The sequence below is a fragment of the Halorubrum trapanicum genome (genome assembly GCF_017873555.1).
Lineage (GTDB): Archaea > Halobacteriota > Halobacteria > Halobacteriales > Haloferacaceae > Halorubrum > Halorubrum trapanicum.
In genome coordinates, this window is record NZ_JAGGKE010000010.1 from 48,053 (window position 1) to 65,053 (window position 17,001).

General features: G+C 71.1%; 20 protein-coding genes, 2 tRNA genes and 1 pseudogene. 13 read left to right on the forward strand and 10 right to left on the reverse strand.

The features are described 5' to 3' along the window. Nucleotides 1–17 precede the first annotated feature (17 nt). From J2744_RS11440 to J2744_RS11455, 4 genes and pseudogenes are all read right to left on the reverse strand, one after another. Nucleotides 18–578: a metallophosphoesterase family protein gene (locus J2744_RS11440; RefSeq protein ID WP_210113486.1), complete on the reverse strand. Its 561-nt coding sequence runs from the start codon at nucleotides 576–578 to the stop codon at nucleotides 18–20. Between the two features lie 55 nt (nucleotides 579–633). Further along, entirely contained in the window at nucleotides 634–2,127 is a 1,494-nt protein-coding gene (cysS, locus tag J2744_RS11445; RefSeq protein WP_210113487.1) for a cysteine--tRNA ligase, read from the reverse strand. 417 nt (nucleotides 2,128–2,544) lie between these two features. Beyond that, on the reverse strand, nucleotides 2,545–3,807 hold the full coding sequence (gene ilvA / locus J2744_RS11450) for a threonine ammonia-lyase (protein WP_210113488.1): 1,263 nt from the start codon (nucleotides 3,805–3,807) through the stop codon (nucleotides 2,545–2,547). A 78-nt stretch (nucleotides 3,808–3,885) separates the two neighbouring features. Further along, nucleotides 3,886–4,044, reverse strand: a pseudogene (locus tag J2744_RS11455) (cryptochrome/photolyase family protein); the annotation flags it as partial. A 172-nt stretch (nucleotides 4,045–4,216) separates the two neighbouring features. Here J2744_RS11455 and J2744_RS11460 point away from each other — a divergent pair. The 4 genes from J2744_RS11460 to J2744_RS11475 all read left to right on the forward strand — a co-directional run bounded on the left by J2744_RS11460 (nucleotide 4,217) and on the right by J2744_RS11475 (nucleotide 6,850). After that, on the forward strand, nucleotides 4,217–4,744 hold the full coding sequence (locus J2744_RS11460; protein ID WP_210113489.1) for an Hsp20/alpha crystallin family protein: 528 nt from the start codon (nucleotides 4,217–4,219) through the stop codon (nucleotides 4,742–4,744). 100 nt (nucleotides 4,745–4,844) lie between these two features. Continuing rightward, nucleotides 4,845–5,258 (forward strand): archaeal heat shock protein Hsp14, encoded by a 414-nt coding sequence (hsp14, locus tag J2744_RS11465; protein ID WP_210113490.1) that lies wholly within the window; start codon nucleotides 4,845–4,847, stop codon nucleotides 5,256–5,258. Between the two features lie 80 nt (nucleotides 5,259–5,338). Beyond that, the gene (locus J2744_RS11470; RefSeq protein WP_210113491.1) at nucleotides 5,339–5,971 is read left to right on the forward strand and encodes a protein-L-isoaspartate(D-aspartate) O-methyltransferase; all 633 of its coding nucleotides are present in this window, start codon (nucleotides 5,339–5,341) and stop codon (nucleotides 5,969–5,971) included. Nucleotides 5,972–6,058: 87 nt separating this feature from the next. After that, nucleotides 6,059–6,850, forward strand: a complete 792-nt coding sequence (locus J2744_RS11475; protein WP_210113492.1) for a protein-L-isoaspartate O-methyltransferase family protein — start codon at nucleotides 6,059–6,061, stop codon at nucleotides 6,848–6,850. Between the two features lie 25 nt (nucleotides 6,851–6,875). Here the strand turns inward: J2744_RS11475 and J2744_RS11480 are convergent, their stop codons facing one another. Beyond that, nucleotides 6,876–7,352, reverse strand: a complete 477-nt coding sequence (locus J2744_RS11480; RefSeq protein ID WP_210113493.1) for a DUF7382 domain-containing protein — start codon at nucleotides 7,350–7,352, stop codon at nucleotides 6,876–6,878. Nucleotides 7,353–7,435: 83 nt separating this feature from the next. Between J2744_RS11480 and J2744_RS11485 the strand changes: the two genes are divergently transcribed. The 4 genes from J2744_RS11485 (at nucleotide 7,436) to J2744_RS11500 (ending at nucleotide 9,839) form a co-directional block, all read left to right on the forward strand. Then, entirely contained in the window at nucleotides 7,436–8,641 is a 1,206-nt protein-coding gene (locus tag J2744_RS11485; RefSeq protein ID WP_210113568.1) for an ATP-binding protein, read from the forward strand. A 43-nt stretch (nucleotides 8,642–8,684) separates the two neighbouring features. Beyond that, nucleotides 8,685–9,086 (forward strand): fluoride efflux transporter FluC, encoded by a 402-nt coding sequence (locus tag J2744_RS11490; protein WP_210113494.1) that lies wholly within the window; start codon nucleotides 8,685–8,687, stop codon nucleotides 9,084–9,086. Further along, on the forward strand, nucleotides 9,086–9,448 hold the full coding sequence (locus J2744_RS11495) for a fluoride efflux transporter FluC (RefSeq protein ID WP_210113495.1): 363 nt from the start codon (nucleotides 9,086–9,088) through the stop codon (nucleotides 9,446–9,448). The genes J2744_RS11490 and J2744_RS11495 overlap by 1 nt, the downstream gene beginning before the upstream one ends. A gap of 76 nt (nucleotides 9,449–9,524) precedes the next feature. Next, the gene (locus J2744_RS11500; RefSeq protein WP_210113496.1) at nucleotides 9,525–9,839 is read left to right on the forward strand and encodes a hypothetical protein; all 315 of its coding nucleotides are present in this window, start codon (nucleotides 9,525–9,527) and stop codon (nucleotides 9,837–9,839) included. A 62-nt stretch (nucleotides 9,840–9,901) separates the two neighbouring features. Here the strand turns inward: J2744_RS11500 and cca are convergent, their stop codons facing one another. Then, the gene (cca, locus tag J2744_RS11505) at nucleotides 9,902–11,347 is read right to left on the reverse strand and encodes a CCA tRNA nucleotidyltransferase (RefSeq protein ID WP_210113497.1); all 1,446 of its coding nucleotides are present in this window, start codon (nucleotides 11,345–11,347) and stop codon (nucleotides 9,902–9,904) included. Nucleotides 11,348–11,507: 160 nt separating this feature from the next. On the opposite strand from cca, the gene J2744_RS11510 reads away from it, so the two are divergent. After that, nucleotides 11,508–11,580: transfer RNA gene (locus J2744_RS11510), tRNA-Asn, on the forward strand. 68 nt (nucleotides 11,581–11,648) lie between these two features. Further along, nucleotides 11,649–11,723 (forward strand) — tRNA-Ile (locus J2744_RS11515). A gap of 48 nt (nucleotides 11,724–11,771) precedes the next feature. Here the strand turns inward: J2744_RS11515 and J2744_RS11520 are convergent. After that, on the reverse strand, nucleotides 11,772–12,635 hold the full coding sequence (locus J2744_RS11520) for a TIGR01548 family HAD-type hydrolase (protein WP_210113498.1): 864 nt from the start codon (nucleotides 12,633–12,635) through the stop codon (nucleotides 11,772–11,774). A 114-nt stretch (nucleotides 12,636–12,749) separates the two neighbouring features. Continuing rightward, complete coding sequence (locus J2744_RS11525; protein ID WP_210113499.1) at nucleotides 12,750–13,220, reverse strand: UPF0146 family protein; 471 nt, start codon at nucleotides 13,218–13,220, stop codon at nucleotides 12,750–12,752. A 39-nt stretch (nucleotides 13,221–13,259) separates the two neighbouring features. On the opposite strand from J2744_RS11525, the gene J2744_RS11530 reads away from it, so the two are divergent. The 3 genes from J2744_RS11530 to ygfZ all read left to right on the forward strand — a co-directional run bounded on the left by J2744_RS11530 (nucleotide 13,260) and on the right by ygfZ (nucleotide 15,359). Next, nucleotides 13,260–13,781, forward strand: coding sequence for an archaemetzincin family Zn-dependent metalloprotease (locus J2744_RS11530; protein WP_210113500.1), 522 nt, complete (start codon nucleotides 13,260–13,262; stop codon nucleotides 13,779–13,781). 73 nt (nucleotides 13,782–13,854) lie between these two features. Beyond that, nucleotides 13,855–14,154, forward strand: coding sequence for a DUF6432 family protein (locus J2744_RS11535; protein ID WP_210113501.1), 300 nt, complete (start codon nucleotides 13,855–13,857; stop codon nucleotides 14,152–14,154). A 47-nt stretch (nucleotides 14,155–14,201) separates the two neighbouring features. Beyond that, nucleotides 14,202–15,359, forward strand: a complete 1,158-nt coding sequence (gene ygfZ, locus J2744_RS11540) for a CAF17-like 4Fe-4S cluster assembly/insertion protein YgfZ (protein ID WP_210113502.1) — start codon at nucleotides 14,202–14,204, stop codon at nucleotides 15,357–15,359. Nucleotides 15,360–15,390: 31 nt separating this feature from the next. Here the strand turns inward: ygfZ and J2744_RS11545 are convergent, their stop codons facing one another. Continuing rightward, on the reverse strand, nucleotides 15,391–16,566 hold the full coding sequence (locus J2744_RS11545) for an inorganic phosphate transporter (RefSeq protein WP_210113503.1): 1,176 nt from the start codon (nucleotides 16,564–16,566) through the stop codon (nucleotides 15,391–15,393). Next, nucleotides 16,566–16,694, reverse strand: a complete 129-nt coding sequence (locus J2744_RS15435; protein WP_255331289.1) for a DUF7859 family protein — start codon at nucleotides 16,692–16,694, stop codon at nucleotides 16,566–16,568. The genes J2744_RS11545 and J2744_RS15435 overlap by 1 nt, the downstream gene beginning before the upstream one ends. Between the last annotated feature and the right edge of the window lie 307 nt (nucleotides 16,695–17,001).

A 17,001-nucleotide genomic window follows, 5' to 3' on the forward strand; every position in this document is an offset into this window, starting at 1 on the left:
GGATGCGATCCCTGCCTTCACTTCCTCTCGTGGACCGTCACGGTGACATCGTCGTCTGCGACCTCGGCGGTCATCATCGTTGCCCGTCCCTCAGCCGGGCCGACACCTGTCGCACTACCCGGATTCAACACCCGTACATTCTCGTGTACCCCGTCTTCGACCTCGTGGCTGTGGCCGCCGATCCCAACGACCAGTTCGGCGTCATCGCCCATCGTCTCGGTCCGCGCCAGCGCCGTGTCTGCGACGGCGTCCAGCCAGTCGTCACGGTCGAAGACGACGCCCTCGGAACTCGACACGGCCCGCTCAACGAAATTCACCATACCGTGTGATACGACGAGAGTTACTCCGTCAACCGCGAGCGCCGCGACCGGTGGCAGGTCCACGTCGGCCGGATCGGCGTTCCCGTAAACCGCAGTCAGGTCGTCCGCGAGGGCTCGTACGTCTGATAGCGCCGCTTTCGAGCCGAAATCGCCGGCGTGGACGACGTGGTCGGCGTCGGCGACGCGGTCGAGGAACTGGTCGGGGACTCCGTCGGCCTGCGCGGGAACGTGCGTGTCGGAGAGGATCGCGATCTCCATGACACGGGGTCGAGCTGAGCCGGTAAATACGTTGGCCGGAACGGGAGGTGACTGGTCACTCGAACCGGTACGTCGCGCCGTCCGGACCGTCCTCGATCTCGACGCCGACCTCGCGGAGCGCGTCCCGGAGCTCGTCGGCGCGCTTGTAGTTGCCGGCCTCGCGCTCGGTCTCGCGCACGTCGAGGACGAGTTCGACCAGTTCGCCGGCGAGGTCCACGTCGCCGTCGCTCGGCGACTCGAACTGGAGGCCGAGCACGGCGCCGCCGAGGTCGTCGAACGCCTCGACGGCCTCGCGGAGGCCGCGGTAGTCGTAGGCGGCGTCGGCGTCGTTCGCGTCGACCCCGTCGACGTGGCGGTTCACCGCGTCGGTGAGGTCCAACAGCGCCGCGGTCGCCTCCCGGAGGTTGAGGTCGTCGTTCATCGCGGCCGCGAAGTCGTCGCGCGCGGTCGCGACCGCCTCGCGGAGGTCGTCGTCCGCGGCCTTCGCGCGGGACTCGGTCGAGTCGAGCGCCTCGACCGCGCGGTCGTAGGTGCGCGAGAGGCGCTCCCAGCGCTCCTCGGCCTCCGCGATCGTCTCCTCGGTGAGCGCCTGCTCGGAGCGGTAGGCGGCCCCGGCGTAGAACGTGCGGACGACGTTGACGCCGAGTTCGTCGAGGGCGTCCGGCACGGTCCAGAAGTTGCCGATCGAGGAGGACATCTTCTCGCCGTCCATCTCCAGCAGGCCGACGTGGAGCCAGTGGCGCGCGAACGCCTCGCCGGTGGCCGCCTCCGACTGCGCGATCTCGTTTTCGTGGTGCGGGAAGACGAGGTCGCGCCCGCCCATGTGAATGTCGAGCGTGTCGCCGAGATGCGTCGTCGACATCGCCGAGCACTCGACGTGCCAGCCCGGCCGCCCCTCGCTCCACGGCGCGTCCCACGTCTCGCCGTCGGGCGTCTCGGCGCCGTGGTCGTGTTTCGCGTGCTCGCGCGCGGCGGTCTCACTCACGCCGTTGGCCTTCCACAGCGCGAAGTCGGCGGGGTTGCGCTTCTCCGAGCGCTCGTCCGGTTCGCCCTGCGCTTCGAGCGCGTCAAGCTCCTGATTCGAGAGCTTCCCGTACTCGTCGAAGGCGGTCACGTCGAAGTAGACGGAGCCGTTCGACTCGTAGGCGTACCCCTTCTCGATCAGGGTCTCCACGAGGTCGGTTATCTCCGGGACGTGCTCGGTGACGCGGGGGTACACCTCGGCGCGTTTCAGGTTCAGCCCGCGCATCGCGTCGAAGACGCTCGCGGTGAACGTCTCGGCCACGTCGCGCTCCGCGGTCCACTCGTCGCGCTCGCCGACGCGGGCGGTGATCTTCTCGTTGACGTCGGTGACGTTCTCGACGTGGCGCACGTCGTAGCCGACGTGTTCGAGCCACCGGTGGAGCACGTCGGCGTGGAACCACAGGCGGGCGTGCCCGAGGTGGGGGTCGTCCGACACCGTCAGGCCGCAGACGTACAGCGTGACGTCGCCGTCGGCCGTGAACTCGACGCGCTCGTCTTCCAGGGTGTCGGTAACGACGAGACTCATTACGAGACGGTTGCCGAGGTGAGCGTTTCAAATCGTCGGATCGGGCGAGATCACTATCACGGGCGCAGACGCGTACTCGGTGCTGTCGGTGGATCGGTTGTGGACGACCTTTGTGGGCGGGCGACAGACACTTCCAAAGCCCCAACTGCGAGGACGCCGGACGCTCGTTGCGCTCCTCACTCGGTCGCTTCGCTCCCTCGTTTCGGTGCTTACGTCGCCTCCGCCGTCCTCGCAGTTGCCCCTTTGAGTCCCGCCCCGCCCCACCCCGCACGGCACCTCACGCCTCCCCAGCCTCGTCGGTGGTCCTCCGCTTCGCTCCGGACCACCGACTCCCTCGCGCGTGCGGTTCGCGCACCTATCGGGCGCTCACCGGCACGCGCCACCGCAGTTCTATTTATGACGGACCGATTCCGCTTCTCACTCCTCCTGCGTCGTCCACTCGACCTCGTAGCCCGCCTCGCGCACCGCACTCAGGACGCGGTCGACGTGGGCCGGGCCGTTCGTCTCCACCTCGAACACGAGGTCGGCGTCGCCCACCGGCAGATCCGGGCGGCTGCGCTCGTGGCGCACCGTCCGGATGTTCGCGCGCTCGCCGCCGATCAGGGTGGCGATTTCGCCCATCGTCCCGGGCGTGTCGTCGATCCGGACGGACAGCTCGATCAGTTGGTCGCGCTCCACGAGGGCGTGGGTCACCACCTCCTTCAGCGTCGTCACGTCGATGTTGCCGCCACAGAGGAGGGGGACGACGGTCTCGCCGGCCAGGTCGAGTTCGTCGAGCGCGTCGTCGTTCAACAGGGCGGCCGCCGCGGTCGCGCCCGCGCCCTCCACCATCTGCTTCGCGCGCTCTAAGAGCAGCAGGATCGCGTTCGCCACGTCGTCGTCGCTCACGACGACGACCCCGTCGAGGTGCTCTTTCAGGAGACCGAAGGTGAGGTCGCTCAGCCCGCCGGTCGCGATGCCGTCCGCGATCGTGTCGGGTTCGTCGCGAGTCACGAGCTCGCCGGCCGCGAGGCTCTCCGAGAGCGTGGAGGAGCCCTCCGTCTGGACCCCAACGACTCGCGTCTCCGGCGAGCGCGCCTTGACCGCGGTCGCGACCCCGCCCGCGAGTCCGCCGCCGCCCACCGGCACGAGGACGGTGTCGGCGTCCGGCACCTGGTCGATCACCTCCAATCCGAGCGTCCCCTGTCCGGCGACCACGTCCGGGTCGTCGAACGCGTGGACGAACCGCGTCCCGGGATCGTCGGTCAGCGTCCGCGCGTGCGCCATCGCTTCGGGGAAGGCGCTCCCGCGGAGGACGACCTCGGCGCCGTACGCGCGGGTCGCCTCGATCTTCGCGGCCGGGGCCGCCTCCGGCATCACGATCGTCGCGTCGATCCCGGCGTCCGCCGCCGCCAGCGCGACCCCCTGCGCGTGGTTGCCCGCGCTCGCGGCCACGACGCGCTCGATCGCGGGTTCGTCTCTCTCCGCTCCAGACCCGTCGATCGCCAAGGAAATCGCGTTATACGCGCCGCGCGTCTTGAACGAGCCGGTGCGCTGGAGGTGTTCCATCTTCAGGCGCACGTCGGCGCCGCACCGCTCGCTCAGCGACCGGCTCCGCTCGACGGGTGTGCGCTGGACGATGTCGGTGCCGGCGAGCCGCTCGGCGGCGGCCTCGACGTCGTCGATCGTGACGGGAGACATGGCGGAGTCGTTCTCGGGAACCCCGGAAAAGGACTCGGGTACGGAACGGAGTCTCGTCGCGCGCGGCGGGCCCTCTCCTCACCGCTTGCCGAGCGCCTCCTCGAACACGCGCTGCGCGCGCTCGTACCCCTCGTTCCGGTCGACGATCGGATGCGGGTAGTCGGGCGCCAGCCCTTCGCGCTCCGCCCGCGAGAGGGTCGGCCAGTCGACGACCTTCTCCGCGGGAACGTCCGCCAGACCGGCGTTGTCCCGCGTGCGGGCGTCCCCGCGGTGCCAGAACAGCTCCATGCGATCTCCAGGGACGCCAGCGGATAGTGTCTGTCGCCCGCCGTTTCGGGTCGCCGCCGAGTCCCTCGCGACCGAGATCCGCCAGTACGTTCAAGACGCTCCGTCTCGAATCCTGTCCTGTATGACCCGACGCGATCCCTTCGACGAGATCGAGGAACTGCTCGAACGGATGGGCCGCGAGTTCGAGGAGCTCGGCGGAACGCTGGACGGAACCGCTCCCGAGGTCCCGCGGCTCCCCGGCGCCCGCGACGTCGATGTCGACGTGATCGAAGACGACGAGTCGATCACCGTCGTCGCCGACCTCCCCGGGTTCGACGCCGACGACGTCGACGTCGAACTCCGCGACGACGCGCTCGTGATCGCCGGTTCCCGCGAGGAGTCGACCGACTTCGCCCTCGCCGGCGAGGGCGACGCGGAACGCGAGGACGCCGAAGGCGCCGACGCGAACGACGGCGACAGCGAGACCGACGACGACGTCCGCTATCACCGCCGCGAGCGACGCCTTCGCTCCGTCTCTCGGCGGGTCCCGATCCCGCAGCGGGTCGAGGCCGACGCGGCGACGGCCTCCTTCGACGCCGGCGTGCTCACCGTCACGCTCCCCAAGCGCTCGCCCGACGACGACCGCGGGCACACGATCGACGTCAGCTGAGTCCCGGCCGCGCCCTCGGACTCGATTTCGCTCCCCGCCGCGGCCGCGAGATAGCACGCGTCAGTCGCTCTTTAATATCTCACGGCGCCTTTCCGTTGGTATGAACACGACCAATCCCTTCGACGAGATCGAGCAGTTCCTCGGCCGCTCCCCCTTCTCGGGCGAGCGAACGTGGGGCCGCGACCTCCGCACCGCCGACATCGACGTCGCCGAGTACGACGACGAGTTCGTCGTGGTGGCCGACCTCCCGGGCTTCGACCGCGACGGGATCGACGTTCGCACCGACGACGGCCGGCTCACCATCGCCGCCGAGCGCGACGCGGAACGAGAGGACGCGGACCGACGGTACCTCCGCCGCGAGCGGCGCCACGAGTCGGTCACCCGCACCGTGGAACTCCCCGCGACCGTCCGTCCCGAGGACGCGACCGCGACCTACCGTCACGGCGTCCTCACCGTGGCGATCCCCCTCGACGCCCTCGATACGGACGAGGGACACCGGATCGACGTGAACTGACAAAATTGCCCGCCGATTGACCGACCTCGTTTCGCCCTTCGGCCGATGCTTTCTCCACGCTCCCAGTGCTAACTACCCGCATGAACGACGCCGACCACGCGGCCGCCAGACGCGAGCTGGTGAACGCGCTCGGCCGACGCCTCGACGTGAGCGAGCGGACGCTGTCGGCGATCGGCGCCGTCCCGCGCCACGAGTTCGTCCCGGAGCCGCACAGCGCCTCGGCGTACGACGACCGTCCGCTCCCGATCGGTCACGATCAGACGGTCAGCGCGCCGCACATGGTCGCACTGATGTCCGACCTCCTCGACGTCGAGCGCGGCGACCGCGTCTTCGAGGTGGGGACCGGCTGCGGCTACCACGCCGCGGTCGTCGCCGAGGTCGTCGGTCCCGGGAACGTCTTCTCGGCCGAGCGCGTCCCGGAACTGGCCGCGGACGCCCGCGAGCGACTCGACCGCCTCGGCTACGACGTGACGGTCGCGGCCGGCGACGGGCGCGAGGCGTTCAGCGACGAGGCCCCGTTCGACGCCGCCTACCTCACCTGCGCGGCGCCCGACTCGGTCCCGGACGCGATCGTCGACCGCGTCCGGCCGGGCGGTCGCGTCGTCGCTCCCGTCCGCGAGGGGAGCGGCCAGCGGCTCGTCCGACTCACGGTCCGCGAGGACGGCGTCGACCGCGAGGACCACGGGGGCGTGCGGTTCGTGCCGATGCGGTAGCCGGCGCCCGTCGAGGTGGCCGTCACCGGAGCGCGGCAGCGGCCCGACGAACGCACGCTTTTAGAGGACCGAGTCCCGAGTCCGGTCATGGACGAAGCGTCGCTCAGGGCGGACATGATCGAGGGGCTCGAACACCAGATCGGCGAGCCGATCGAGCCGCCCGTGTTGACCGCGCTTCAGCGCGTTCCCCGCGACCCCTTCGTCGACGACTCCCCCCGCGGCGGCGCCGTCGACGGCGAGGACCCCCACTCGCTTTCGATCGAGACGGTGGTCCGACTCGTCACCGCCCTCGACGCTGCCGACGGCGACACCGTCCTCGTCGTCGGCGCCGGAATCGGCTACTCCGTCGCGATGCTCGCGGAAATCGTCGGCGCGCGTCACGTTCACGCGGTCGACATCGACCGCTCCGCCGTCGTCGCCGCGCGGTCGAACCTCGACGCGGCGGGCTACGGGGCGGTCCTCGTCGACCGTGCGGACGGCGCGGACGGACTCCCGGCGTACGCGCCGTACGACCGGATCCTCCTCGAAGCCGCCGTCGTCGAACCGCCGCGCGCCCTCCGCGAGCAGCTGGCGCCGGACGGCCGGATCGTCTACCCGCGCGGCGCGGGCGTTCAGACGGTCGCGGCGATCGAGCCGTCGCCCGCCGCGAACGCGGACGCGGACGACGCGTCCGAAGCGGACGACGACCCCGCGCCGGCCGGGTTCGAGACGGTCGAGACGCACGGACCGGCGCGGCTCCAGCCGATGCTCGTCGAGGGTGAACAGCCCGGAACCGAACGGAATCGGACCCGCCGGGAGGACGCCGAACACGCCGAGCGGGGCCGTCGCCGCCGACACGGCTGGGAACAGGACTGGATCGACTGGGACGACCGCATCTGACGGGACCACACGCCCTTCGAGCGTCTCATTCGTCGACGACGAGCACCTCGGTGTTCCCCCGCTCGTCGACGTAGTCGCCCTCCGCCGGCGGCTTGATGTCGATCGTAAGGGTCCCGTCCGCCTGATTCGGACCGAGCTCCGGGGCGACGTCCACGCTCGCGACTCCCTCACCGTTCGTCCGCGCGGTGGCGACCCCGTCGATCTGCGCGGAGCCGCCCCGAACGATGACCGTCGCGTCCGCGACGCGAGAGCCGTCGGGGTCGACGACGGCGACGTCGAGCGACTGGTCGCCGGGCGTGGTCACCTCCGGCTGCGGCTGCGCGTCGAGTTCGGTCGCCGCCAGCCCGTCGATGTCGCCGATCATCCCCATCATCACGCTGAGGCTGGCGACCCCGACGACGAGCGCGATGACGAGGCGGACCGGAAGCCCCTCGATCGCGCGGGTGTCGGTGCTGAACGTCCGTCGGTTCGCGGTGCGCGAGTCGTGTGTTCGATCGGACATACGCCTCGCTGGCCGCGGTATCCGTTATAAAGGATCGGACCTCGAAACGCGCTCCGCTTCGGCGACCCGACCGCTTTTACCGGATACCGAGACCACCCGGTCGCGTGTACGTACTCGGCCGCGACGAGACGGAGTTCGATCGCGAGGACGCGACCGACCGCGACGCCGGAACCAGCTCCGATGACGCGACCGACCGCGACGGCGACTGTCCGCCCCACACCGCCCGGATCGGGTCCTTCCTCGCCCGCGACGGGAGCGTCGGCGCGGCGGTCGGCGTCGACCTCGACGGCCCGCACGCGGGAGTCGTCTTCGGGAAGCGCGGAACCGGGAAGTCGTACACGCTGGGGGTCCTCGCCGAGGAACTCGCCGAGGCGGACGGCGTCGCGCCGGTCGTCGTCGACCCGATGGGCGTCTTCGGCGGTCTCGAAGCGGCCGGCGGCCGCGTCGTCGACCCCGCGGTCCGGCCCGCCTCGATACCCCCGTCGACGTGGCCGGACCTGCTCGGTCTCGACTCGGCGAGCGGACCCGGGAGCCTCGTCTGGCGCGTCGTCGCGGACGCGGTCGACGACGGCGACCGGGAGGCGGTTGGTGCCGGCGACTCCGCGTCGACGGCGGCCGACGAGCCCTCGTCACCGTCGCTCGCGACGCTCCGGGAGGCGGTCGCCGCGGCTGACGCGCCGGCGGAGACCCGACGCGCCGCCGCGAACCACCTCCGACTGGCGGCCTCGTGGGGCGTCTTCGACGCCGACGCGCCGTCGGTCGCGTCCCTCATAGCCGACGGCGACCCCGTGGTACTCGACCTCGCAGGCGTCCCCGACGCGGCCGCGGCCGCCGTCGTCCGCGCGGTCGCCCGCGGACTCTACGACGCGCGGATCGACGGTGGCCTCCCGCGGCTCCCGTGGCTGCTCGTCGACGAGGCGCACGCCTTCTTCGACGGCGTCGCGGAGCCGGCGCTCCGAACGCTTCTGACCCGCGGCCGCGCCCCCGGCGTCTCGCTCGTCTGTGCGACGCAGCGGCCGGCCGCGCTGCCGAGCGTCGCCGTCTCGCAGTCGGACCTCCTCGTCTCCCACCGTCTCACGGCCGCGCGCGACGTCGACCGACTGGCGGAGGCGGAGGCGACGTACCTCGCGGGCGACCTCGCCGCGCGGCTCCCCGAGGGCGTCGGCGAGGCGCTCGTCGTCGACGACGCCACCGAAACGGCCCACACGGTCGCGATCCGAGAGCGCAGAACGCCCCACGAGGGGGAGAGTCCGGGAGCGAGCCGGCTGTCGCAGTCGGAACCGCGCTGACGCGCTTCAGAACGCACAAGCCGCTCCGGCGACACTCTCGCGCATGGAACGGACGCCGTACGGATTCCTGCTCGTCTCGCTCGGGGGATTCCTCGGCGCGGTCGCCAGACACGCGGTCGACGTCGGGGTCGGCGGTGTCCTCGCCGCGGTCTGGTCCGGAGGCGGTCCGACCGTCCTCGGCGGCACCGCGACCGGAGCGGGGACGCTGGTCGCGAACGTCGCCGGGTCGTTCGCGCTCGGACTCCTGTTGACCCGCGCGTCCGGCGACCGCACCCGCCTGTTCGTCGGGACCGGCGCGCTCTCCTCGTTCACGACGTACAGCACGTTCGTCTCGGACGCGGTCGCGCTCGGAACGCCCGCCGGTGCGTGGTACGTCGCCGTCAGCTACGCGACCGGATTCGCCGCGGCCGCGCTCGGACTCGCCGTCGGAGGGCGGGACCGGTGATGACCGTCTCGCCGCTCGTCGCGACCGCGCTTGTCGGCGTCGGCGGCGCCCTCGGCGCAGCCTCTCGGCACTGGGTCGGACTCCGGACCGAAGGCCGCCGGTCGATCCTCCTCGTCAACGCGCTGGGGAGCCTCGCGCTCGGCGCCGTCTCCGCAGCACCGATCGGATCGACGGCGGCGCTGGGCCTCGGCGTCGGGTTCTGCGGCGCGTTTACGACGTTCTCGTCGTTCGCGGTCGAAACCGTTCGGGCGGCGAGCGAGACCGGAAACCGCGCCGCAGCGGTCGTCGCGGCGTCGAATATCGCGGTCGCGCTGGTCGCGTTCCTCCTCGGATCCCTCCTCGTCACCGGCGTTTTCGGCTAACCGATGACTCTTGGTTCTGACCGCTACCGACTCGGCAAGCGATAGGTACAGAATCCCTCGGTCCCTACGCGACCCCGTGACCGACACCGACCGTTCCGTCGACGACGAGTCGACCGATCCGGGCGACTCGGGTTCCCGCTACGACGACGTCGACCCCGAGGACGTCCCCGAGTTCGGGGACCTCTCGATCCTCCAGCGCGCGTTCGTCGCCGCCGCGCAGAACCCCTCGCGCGGACTGCTGGTCGTCGGCCTGTTCGCGTTCGCGCTCGCCTTCTACGCCGCGTTCTGGCTGTCGTTCCCCCGCGTCGCCGGTCTCCTCTCCGCTGTCGCGGTGATCGTCGTCGCCGTCGCAGCCCTCGTTTACTGGATTCTCGATCGCGTCTCCCGCTGACGCCCGGTCGCTCGTCGGCGTTCCGGCTCGGCTCCGCGGGGCGCCGTTTCGGGGCGGCGCCCTCACGGCCGCGGCTCGTAGAACTCCCGGAGCGGTCGACCGAACGCGGGCGCCAGCGTCGCGACCGCGTCGCCGACCAGCACGTCGCGGTCGCCGAACGCCGGCTCCACCTGCGCCCCGAGCGCCACGTCGCTCGCGGCGTCGCTCTCCAGGTACTCCCGAACGGTGGCGAACTCCCGCTCGCGCTCGACCACGTACCGATCTCCGTCGATGAACGGCCCGTAGGTGTCCGGGTCGACGTCGTCGACGTACGACTCGTAGAAGCTCGCGGCGTGTTTCCTGACCGCGACCGGCGGCCCGTCGTGGCGCTGGACGGCGGGCCGCTCGGTCACCTCCAGCTCCGCGTACAGCGCGGCCCGCGTCGGCTCGTCGGTAGCGTCGCGCTCGGCCGCTCCCTCGGTGTCGCGGGTCTCCGCCGAATCACCCGCCGAATCACCCGCCGCTCCCGCCGCGTCCGTCATGGCGCGTGCCCGGAGCACGTCGAAGCCGCGATCGTTGAGGCCGCCGACGATCCCGTCTAGCGAGCGCCGGAGCTGCGGCCACAGCTGGTCGTCGACCACGTCGGGGGCGTCGAAAACGACCGCGACCGGCGTCGTCCCCCGCCGGTCGAGGTGCGCGCGCACCTCCTTGGGGTCGAGCGGCTCCGGCTCCTCCGGGTCGAAGAACGCCTCGCTCGGGGCCGCGAGCAGCTCCCGCGCGTAGTGCTGGAACCGCGCGAGGTTCGTCGCCGACAGCACCGCGGCGACGTTCCGCGTCGGGTCCGTGGGGTCGACGACGACGAGCGGGTCCTCGAACGTGCGCTCCGCGTGTCCCTCCGGGTCGAACTCCACGGGCGGGTGCCAGCTCCGCGCCGACTCGACGAGGGGGACGAACCCGCCGAGTTCCAACACGAGCAGCTCCGTCAGGTACCCCGAAAACCCCTCGGTGCGGAGGTCGCTCCCGTACGCCCCGATCCCCTTCAGGAACGCCTTCGCCAGCACCACGTCCGCCGCGAGGTCGTCGTCGAGCCGCGCGGAGAGGTACGCGTCGTGGAACGGGGTACGGTCGACCGCGGAGACCAGCTCGGCCGCCCGCTCCACGTCGTGACAGGGGACCAGGTCGACGTCGAACCCCTCGTGGCTCCCCTTCACGTACGGGTGTTCGGCGTACTCCTCGTGGCCGTCGGGGAGGACCGCGTGCCCGACCGCGAGACCGTACTCCTCCAGCTCGGCGCGGTCGAGGTCCGCGTCGAACCGGACGAAGAGGTCGATGTCGCGGTCGCCCGCGACCCACGTACCCCGCGCGGTCGACCCGACCTGGACCACGTCGGCCTCGACGGGGAGATCAGCGATGGCCCCGCGGGTCCGCTCGGTCAGCGTCGCGGCCGTCTCGCGCAGCCGCTCGCGCTCCGCCGCCTCCGGGAGGACGCGCTCGCGGACCCGCGACAGCACCGCCTCCAACTCGTCCATACCGAACGGTCTCGCGGTCCGGCCGAAAACGTGTCGGTCGGATCGGCGGCGCGAGCCGCGGGCGTCGCGGTTGCGTTTCGCACCGCTCGCATCGTCCGGATCCCGCCCCGTCGGGCGGAAACGAAAGCCCTATCAAAACGACGCGAGTACCCGAAAGTGAGCCGAAGTAGCTCAGTTGGTAGAGCGCCTCGCTGTTAACGAGGCGGTCCCAGGTTCGAGTCCTGGCTTCGGCGCCTTCTGCTTTCACTGCTTCGTCGCGAGTCGGTACGCTAAAAAGCGTCTCGGGCGTACCGACGAGTACGGGCCCTTAGCTTAGTCCGGTTAAAGCGACTCGCTCATAACGAGTTGATCGCCGGTTCGAATCCGGCAGGGCCCATTTTCGACGCAAATCGCTCTGCGAGCCACGGATGCGATCCGGCGCCGGCTACTCCAACAACGCCACCAGTTCGTTCACGTCGTCGATCACCGCGTCGGCGCCGCTTTCGGCGAACTTCTCGCGACCCGCCTCGCCCGTTAACCCGCCCGTGAGAACGCCGATTCCGTAGTAGACGCGCGTCTCGTCGGTCTCGTCGGCGTTGCGCGCGGTCCGCACGTCGTCGAGGGTGTCGCCCGCGAACGCGACGCGCTCGGCGTCGAACCGCTCGGCGAGCTCGACGAGCGCCCGCGGGTGCGGCTTCCCCTCCTCCCAGTCGTCCATCGTGAACCGGCGGTCGTCGGGCACGTCGAGACCGACGCGCTCCAAGGCGATGTCGGCCTCCGCGGCCGGTCGGCCGGTGAGGACGCCCACGTCGAACCGCGCGGTGAGGTCGGCTATCGTCTCGGGGTCGACGAGCGTCGGCTCGTCGTGGATGTACCCGTCCGCCTCGACCGGCGGCTCGCCGCCCTCCAGCTCGCGGTACAGCTCTGAGCCGAGATACAGCGCCTGAAACGTCTCGCGGAGCGCGTCCCGGTCCCACTGGTCGCGGACGCGGGCCTGCGCGACCCGCGGGAGATCGCCGACGATCTCCTTGGCGGCGTCGAGACCGCCGCCGAGTTCGTGAACGCGGTCGGTGAACTCGTCGACGTCCATCCGGAGGCCCTCGCGGCGGGCCAACACGAACAGCGCGGCCGCGTCCGTCAGCTCCCAGTCGTTGTTGAACCCGCCGGCGTCCTTGAACGCCTGGACCGCGTCCCGGTCGATCGGCTTGCCGCACACCCGGTCGACCGATTCGAGGATCGCCCGGCGGTAGGAGTCCGCCACGTCGACCAACACCCCGTCGATGTCGAGGACCGCTGCGTCGACCTGCATACCGCTACCCCGGCTGGCGACGGAATGAACGTTCGGGTTCGCGGTCGGCGTCGCCGGTTCGAGAGGCGACCGTACGCCCGTCGGTTCGGCCCCTCGCCGCGCGCTACGCCGCGGTCACCGCGCGACGTACACGACGGGTCCCGATTCGGTCGCTCGCCGCCGGACGTCGACGACCGGTTCCTCGAACCCGAGCGTGGTGAACAGGCAGGCGGCGTCGAACCGGTCTGCGAGCGCGACGGCCGGCCGCTGGAGTTCGGCCGGGAGGTTCCGCGCGTACACAGCGTCGAAACCGTCCTGCTCCGCGTCGAGACCGAGCGCGTTCAGGACGGCTCGGTCGTCGGCCGTCGCCAGCGCAGTCACGTCCGCGGTGACGACGCGAAGCGATCCCCCGTCGGTCGCTCGCGTCTCGGCCGCCGCGTCCCGCGCCGTCTCGCTCACGTCGACGTCGACCGCGACGACCTCGTGACCCCGCTCGGCGAGCGCGAGAGCGACGTTCGGACGCCGGCCGACGCCGACCTCGATCAGCCGCGCGTACGGGTCGAGCGCGGCGACGAGCGCGCGCTTCGACGGCGGTGGTTGTGCCACGGCGCGGCCTTTATGATTGCGGCGGTCAAAAGCGGTTCCATGCTCGTGGACATCGTCCCGGTCGGAGAGGTTACCCCCCGAGTGAAACGGGAGGCCTCCGGCGCGCTGCGTTCCGTGTACGACTGCGACGTGACGGTCCACGACGATCAGGCGATCCCCGACTCCGCGTTCGACGCCGACCGCGGCCAGTACCGCGCCGAGGATCTCATCGAGACGGTCACCCGCGTCGGCGGCGGCGAGAAGAACATCGGAATTACGCCCGAGGACCTCTACTACCGCCGCCGGAACTACGTGTTCGGTCTCGCGTATCTCAACGGGAGCGGCTCCGTCATCTCCACGCACCGCCTCCGCACCTCCTCCGACGGCGGCGTCTCCACCAAGCCCGCGGCCGACGTCTTCGGCGACCGGGTCCGCAAGGAGATCGTCCACGAGATCGGGCACACGCTCGGATTGGAACACTGCGACAACAGCAAGTGCGTGATGTCGTTTTCCCCCACCGTCCGCGAGGTCGACGTGAAAGAGGAGAATCTCTGTGGCACCTGTTCTCGCCTCGTTCGCTGACGCTCCGTGCTCTCGGGTTAAGTTCTCTCCTCCCGCCGGTAGACGTAAAGTCCGTCCCGCACAAGGGACCGGTATGGCCGCAAAGCCGGAATACCGCGACCGGCCGGACGTCGAGGTCGCGCTGCTCGACGCGCTCGTCGACCGCGGCGACGAGGGGATGACCGTCCTCGAACTTCGCGCGGCCGTCGACGCCGACATCGACGCCGTCGAGGAGGCGCTCTCGGCGCTGAAAGAGGACTCGCTTATCATCGTGGAGTCGGAGGAACGCGTTCGAGTGTACGCCCACGAGCGGGTCGTCCCCGACCCCGACGAACCGACCGACGACCCGTCGGAGAGCCTCGTCGACGCCATCCGCGACCGGATCGGACTGTAGCCGGCCGAGACGGCGGCCTTTTGGCCCTCGATCGCGTCTCTGCGATCATGACGCTCGTCTCCGGTACCCACGACGCGCACGGCGCGGCGTACCGCGACCGCGGCGGCCGCGAGGTGGTCGACCACTACGGGAAGCCCGTTCGCGTCGGCAAGGCGGTTCGAAAGGTCGCCGGCGTGATCGAGATGGGGTACGGCGTCCTCGCCGTCAGGGGAGCCGACCGCGTCGAGTTCGTCGACAACGCCGTCTCGAACCGCGTCCCGACCGCGGACGGGGAGGGGACGTACGCGCTCCTGCTCGACCCGCAGGGCGGGATAGAGACGGACATGTACGTGTACAACGCCGACGAGCGGCTGCTCGTGTTCCTCCCGCCGGAGCGGACCGAGGCGGTCGCCGCCGACTGGGCGGAGAACGTGTTCATCCAGGACGTCGAGATCGACGACGTCTCCGACGAGTTCGGCGTGTTCGGCGTTCACGGTCCGAAGTCGACGGAGAAGGTTGCGTCCGTCCTCGGCGGTCCCGGCGCGCCCGAGGAACCGCTCTCGTTCGTCCGCGGGTCGATGGTCGACGCCGGCGTCACCGTGATCGCCACGGACGGTCCGCTTGGCGAGGAGGGGTACGAGATCGTCTGTGCCGCCGCCGACGCGGGCGACGTGTTCGACACCCTGATCAACCGCGGACTCAACGCCACGCCCTTCGGCTACCGGACGTGGGACGCGCTCGCGACGGAGGCCGGCACCCCCCTCTTCGAGTACGAGCTGGCGGGGACGGTCCCGAACGTCCTCGGTCTCCGGAACGCGCTCGACTTCGACAAGGGGTGTTACGTCGGCCAGGAGGTCGTCTCGCGCGTGGAGAATCAGGGGCGACCGAGCCGCCGCCTCGTCGGTCTCGAACTCGACGGTCTCGCCGAGGCGGTCGCCGACGTCGACGCGGACGCGAACCCGAAGGGGATCGACGACGCGCTCCCCGCGTCCGGCGCGGCCGTCTTCGACGGCGACGAGGCGGTCGGCGAGGTCACGCGCGCCGCGGTCGGTCCCGCGACGGACGTCCCGATCGGGCTGGCGCTCGTCGCGTTCGACGCCGACCTCGGTTCGGTCACCGTCCGCGTCGACGGCGACGAGGTCCCGGCTGCCGCCGTCGATCTCCCCTTCGTCGACGGCAGCGCGCGGTCCGCGCGGCTGCCGACGTATCCGGGGCTGCGCGCCTGAGTGCCCCGCGGCGGCGACCGACGGGGCCGCTTCACACCACGAGGTCGACGAGCGAGTAGACGCCGAACCCGAGCGCGAACGCGCCGACGAGAGACCCGACCCACGCGAGCACGGTGTAGCCCATCTTCTTGCGGCTCACGCCCGCGTCGCCCGCGGCGTAGCCCGCGCCGACGATCGCGGAGACGATGATCTCGTTGAACGAGACGGGGATCCCGAACGCGACCGCGATCTGCGCGATCGCGAACGACGGGATGAGCGCCGCGATCGACCGCCGCGGTCCCATCGACGCGTAGTCCTGCGAGATCGCCTTGATCATCCGCGGCGCGCCGGTCCACGACCCGACCAGCAGTCCGACCCCGCCGCCGACGAGCAGCGCCCACACCGGGACGCCGACCTCGGTGAAGATCGGGACGAGGGGACCGATCGCGAGTCCGACCTGCGACCCGCCCGCCGAGAACGCGACGAGGCCGCCCATCGCGAGCAGGAACCGCCGCTGGGCGCCCTCGCGGTCGCGGCCGAGGTCGGCGTACACCGCGACCGCGACGAGCGCGGCGATCGCGAGGCTCACCGCGGCGGAGCCTGCGCCCCCGATCCCGAGCCCCGAGCCGAGGACGGTCGCGACCGAGGCCTGTTCGCCGGCGGGACCGAGCAGCGCGAACCCGACGTTCGCGAGGATCGCCCCGACGAGTCCGGCGAGGACGGCCGTGAGCGGGCGCTCCGGCAGCGACTCGCCGATGAGCATCCGCGCGACCCCGTAGGCGACGCCACCGCCGACGAACGGCGTGAGCACCCACAGCGTCATGATCTCGCCGTACTTCGGCCACGCCGGGTCGCCGCCCAGCGCGAGACCGACGCCGACGACCGCCCCAGTGACGGTGAACGCCGTCGCGATCGGGTAGCCGGCGAAGACGCCGATTGCGACCAGCGCGGCGGCGGTGACGAGCGCGACGATGGCCGCCGCCGCCGTGAGCGTCACGCCGCCGATCAGCTCGGTGCCCACCGCCTCCGTCACGTTCGCGCCCTGGAGTATCGCGCCGAGCAGCCCGAGGACACCGACGACGAGTCCGGCCCGCATCACGGAGATGGCGTTCGCGCCGACCGCGGGCGCGAACGGGGTCGAACCCGAAGACCCCGCGCCGATCGACCACGCCATGAAGAGGCTGGCGGCGGCGGCGACGAGCAGCGTCGCGGCGGTGACGACGACCATCAGTTCCGCCCGTCGTTGTACCCCTCGTTCAGTCCCGTCACCGTGCGACGGACGAGGAGGAACCCGAAGAAGAACAGCCCGAGAAGACCCACCAACAGCAGGACGAACAGCGGTTGGACCGGGAGCATACGCTCGAATCCGTCGGGACGCGGTTATAAGTTTCGAGCCGCACGGTCGCGTGACGCCTCGAACTCCCGCGGCGCGCGGACGACCGCTCGATGACTAAAACGCTCGTTTGTCTCTCAGCCACGTATATGTTGTCAGCCGCGTTAGGTACAGGTGCGACCCCCCGCTTCGGCCCTCACACGCCTGAAATCGCCGGTCGACACGTCGGCCAGTCGGCTCCGCACTCGCTCTCTCCCCTGCCCGGTGCCCCTCCCCGGCCGACCAGTGCGACCGACCGCCGGCGCCCGCGCCCGCTGCGATCCGGGTCCT

Coding starts and splice junctions, on each gene's coding strand:
- J2744_RS11440 (WP_210113486.1), bottom strand. CDS start 578: ATGGAGATCGCGATCCTCTCCGACACGCACGTTCCCGCGCAGGCCGAC.
- cysS (WP_210113487.1), bottom strand. CDS start 2,127: ATGAGTCTCGTCGTTACCGACACCCTGGAAGACGAGCGCGTCGAGTTC.
- ilvA (WP_210113488.1), bottom strand. CDS start 3,807: ATGTCTCCCGTCACGATCGACGACGTCGAGGCCGCCGCCGAGCGGCTC.
- J2744_RS11460 (WP_210113489.1), top strand. CDS start 4,217: ATGACCCGACGCGATCCCTTCGACGAGATCGAGGAACTGCTCGAACGG.
- hsp14 (WP_210113490.1), top strand. CDS start 4,845: ATGAACACGACCAATCCCTTCGACGAGATCGAGCAGTTCCTCGGCCGC.
- J2744_RS11470 (WP_210113491.1), top strand. CDS start 5,339: ATGAACGACGCCGACCACGCGGCCGCCAGACGCGAGCTGGTGAACGCG.
- J2744_RS11475 (WP_210113492.1), top strand. CDS start 6,059: ATGGACGAAGCGTCGCTCAGGGCGGACATGATCGAGGGGCTCGAACAC.
- J2744_RS11480 (WP_210113493.1), bottom strand. CDS start 7,352: ATGTCCGATCGAACACACGACTCGCGCACCGCGAACCGACGGACGTTC.
- J2744_RS11490 (WP_210113494.1), top strand. CDS start 8,685: ATGGAACGGACGCCGTACGGATTCCTGCTCGTCTCGCTCGGGGGATTC.
- J2744_RS11495 (WP_210113495.1), top strand. CDS start 9,086: ATGACCGTCTCGCCGCTCGTCGCGACCGCGCTTGTCGGCGTCGGCGGC.
- cca (WP_210113497.1), bottom strand. CDS start 11,347: ATGGACGAGTTGGAGGCGGTGCTGTCGCGGGTCCGCGAGCGCGTCCTC.
- J2744_RS11520 (WP_210113498.1), bottom strand. CDS start 12,635: ATGCAGGTCGACGCAGCGGTCCTCGACATCGACGGGGTGTTGGTCGAC.
- J2744_RS11530 (WP_210113500.1), top strand. CDS start 13,260: ATGCTCGTGGACATCGTCCCGGTCGGAGAGGTTACCCCCCGAGTGAAA.
- J2744_RS11535 (WP_210113501.1), top strand. CDS start 13,855: ATGGCCGCAAAGCCGGAATACCGCGACCGGCCGGACGTCGAGGTCGCG.
- ygfZ (WP_210113502.1), top strand. CDS start 14,202: ATGACGCTCGTCTCCGGTACCCACGACGCGCACGGCGCGGCGTACCGC.
- J2744_RS11545 (WP_210113503.1), bottom strand. CDS start 16,566: ATGGTCGTCGTCACCGCCGCGACGCTGCTCGTCGCCGCCGCCGCCAGC.
- J2744_RS15435 (WP_255331289.1), bottom strand. CDS start 16,694: ATGCTCCCGGTCCAACCGCTGTTCGTCCTGCTGTTGGTGGGTCTTCTC.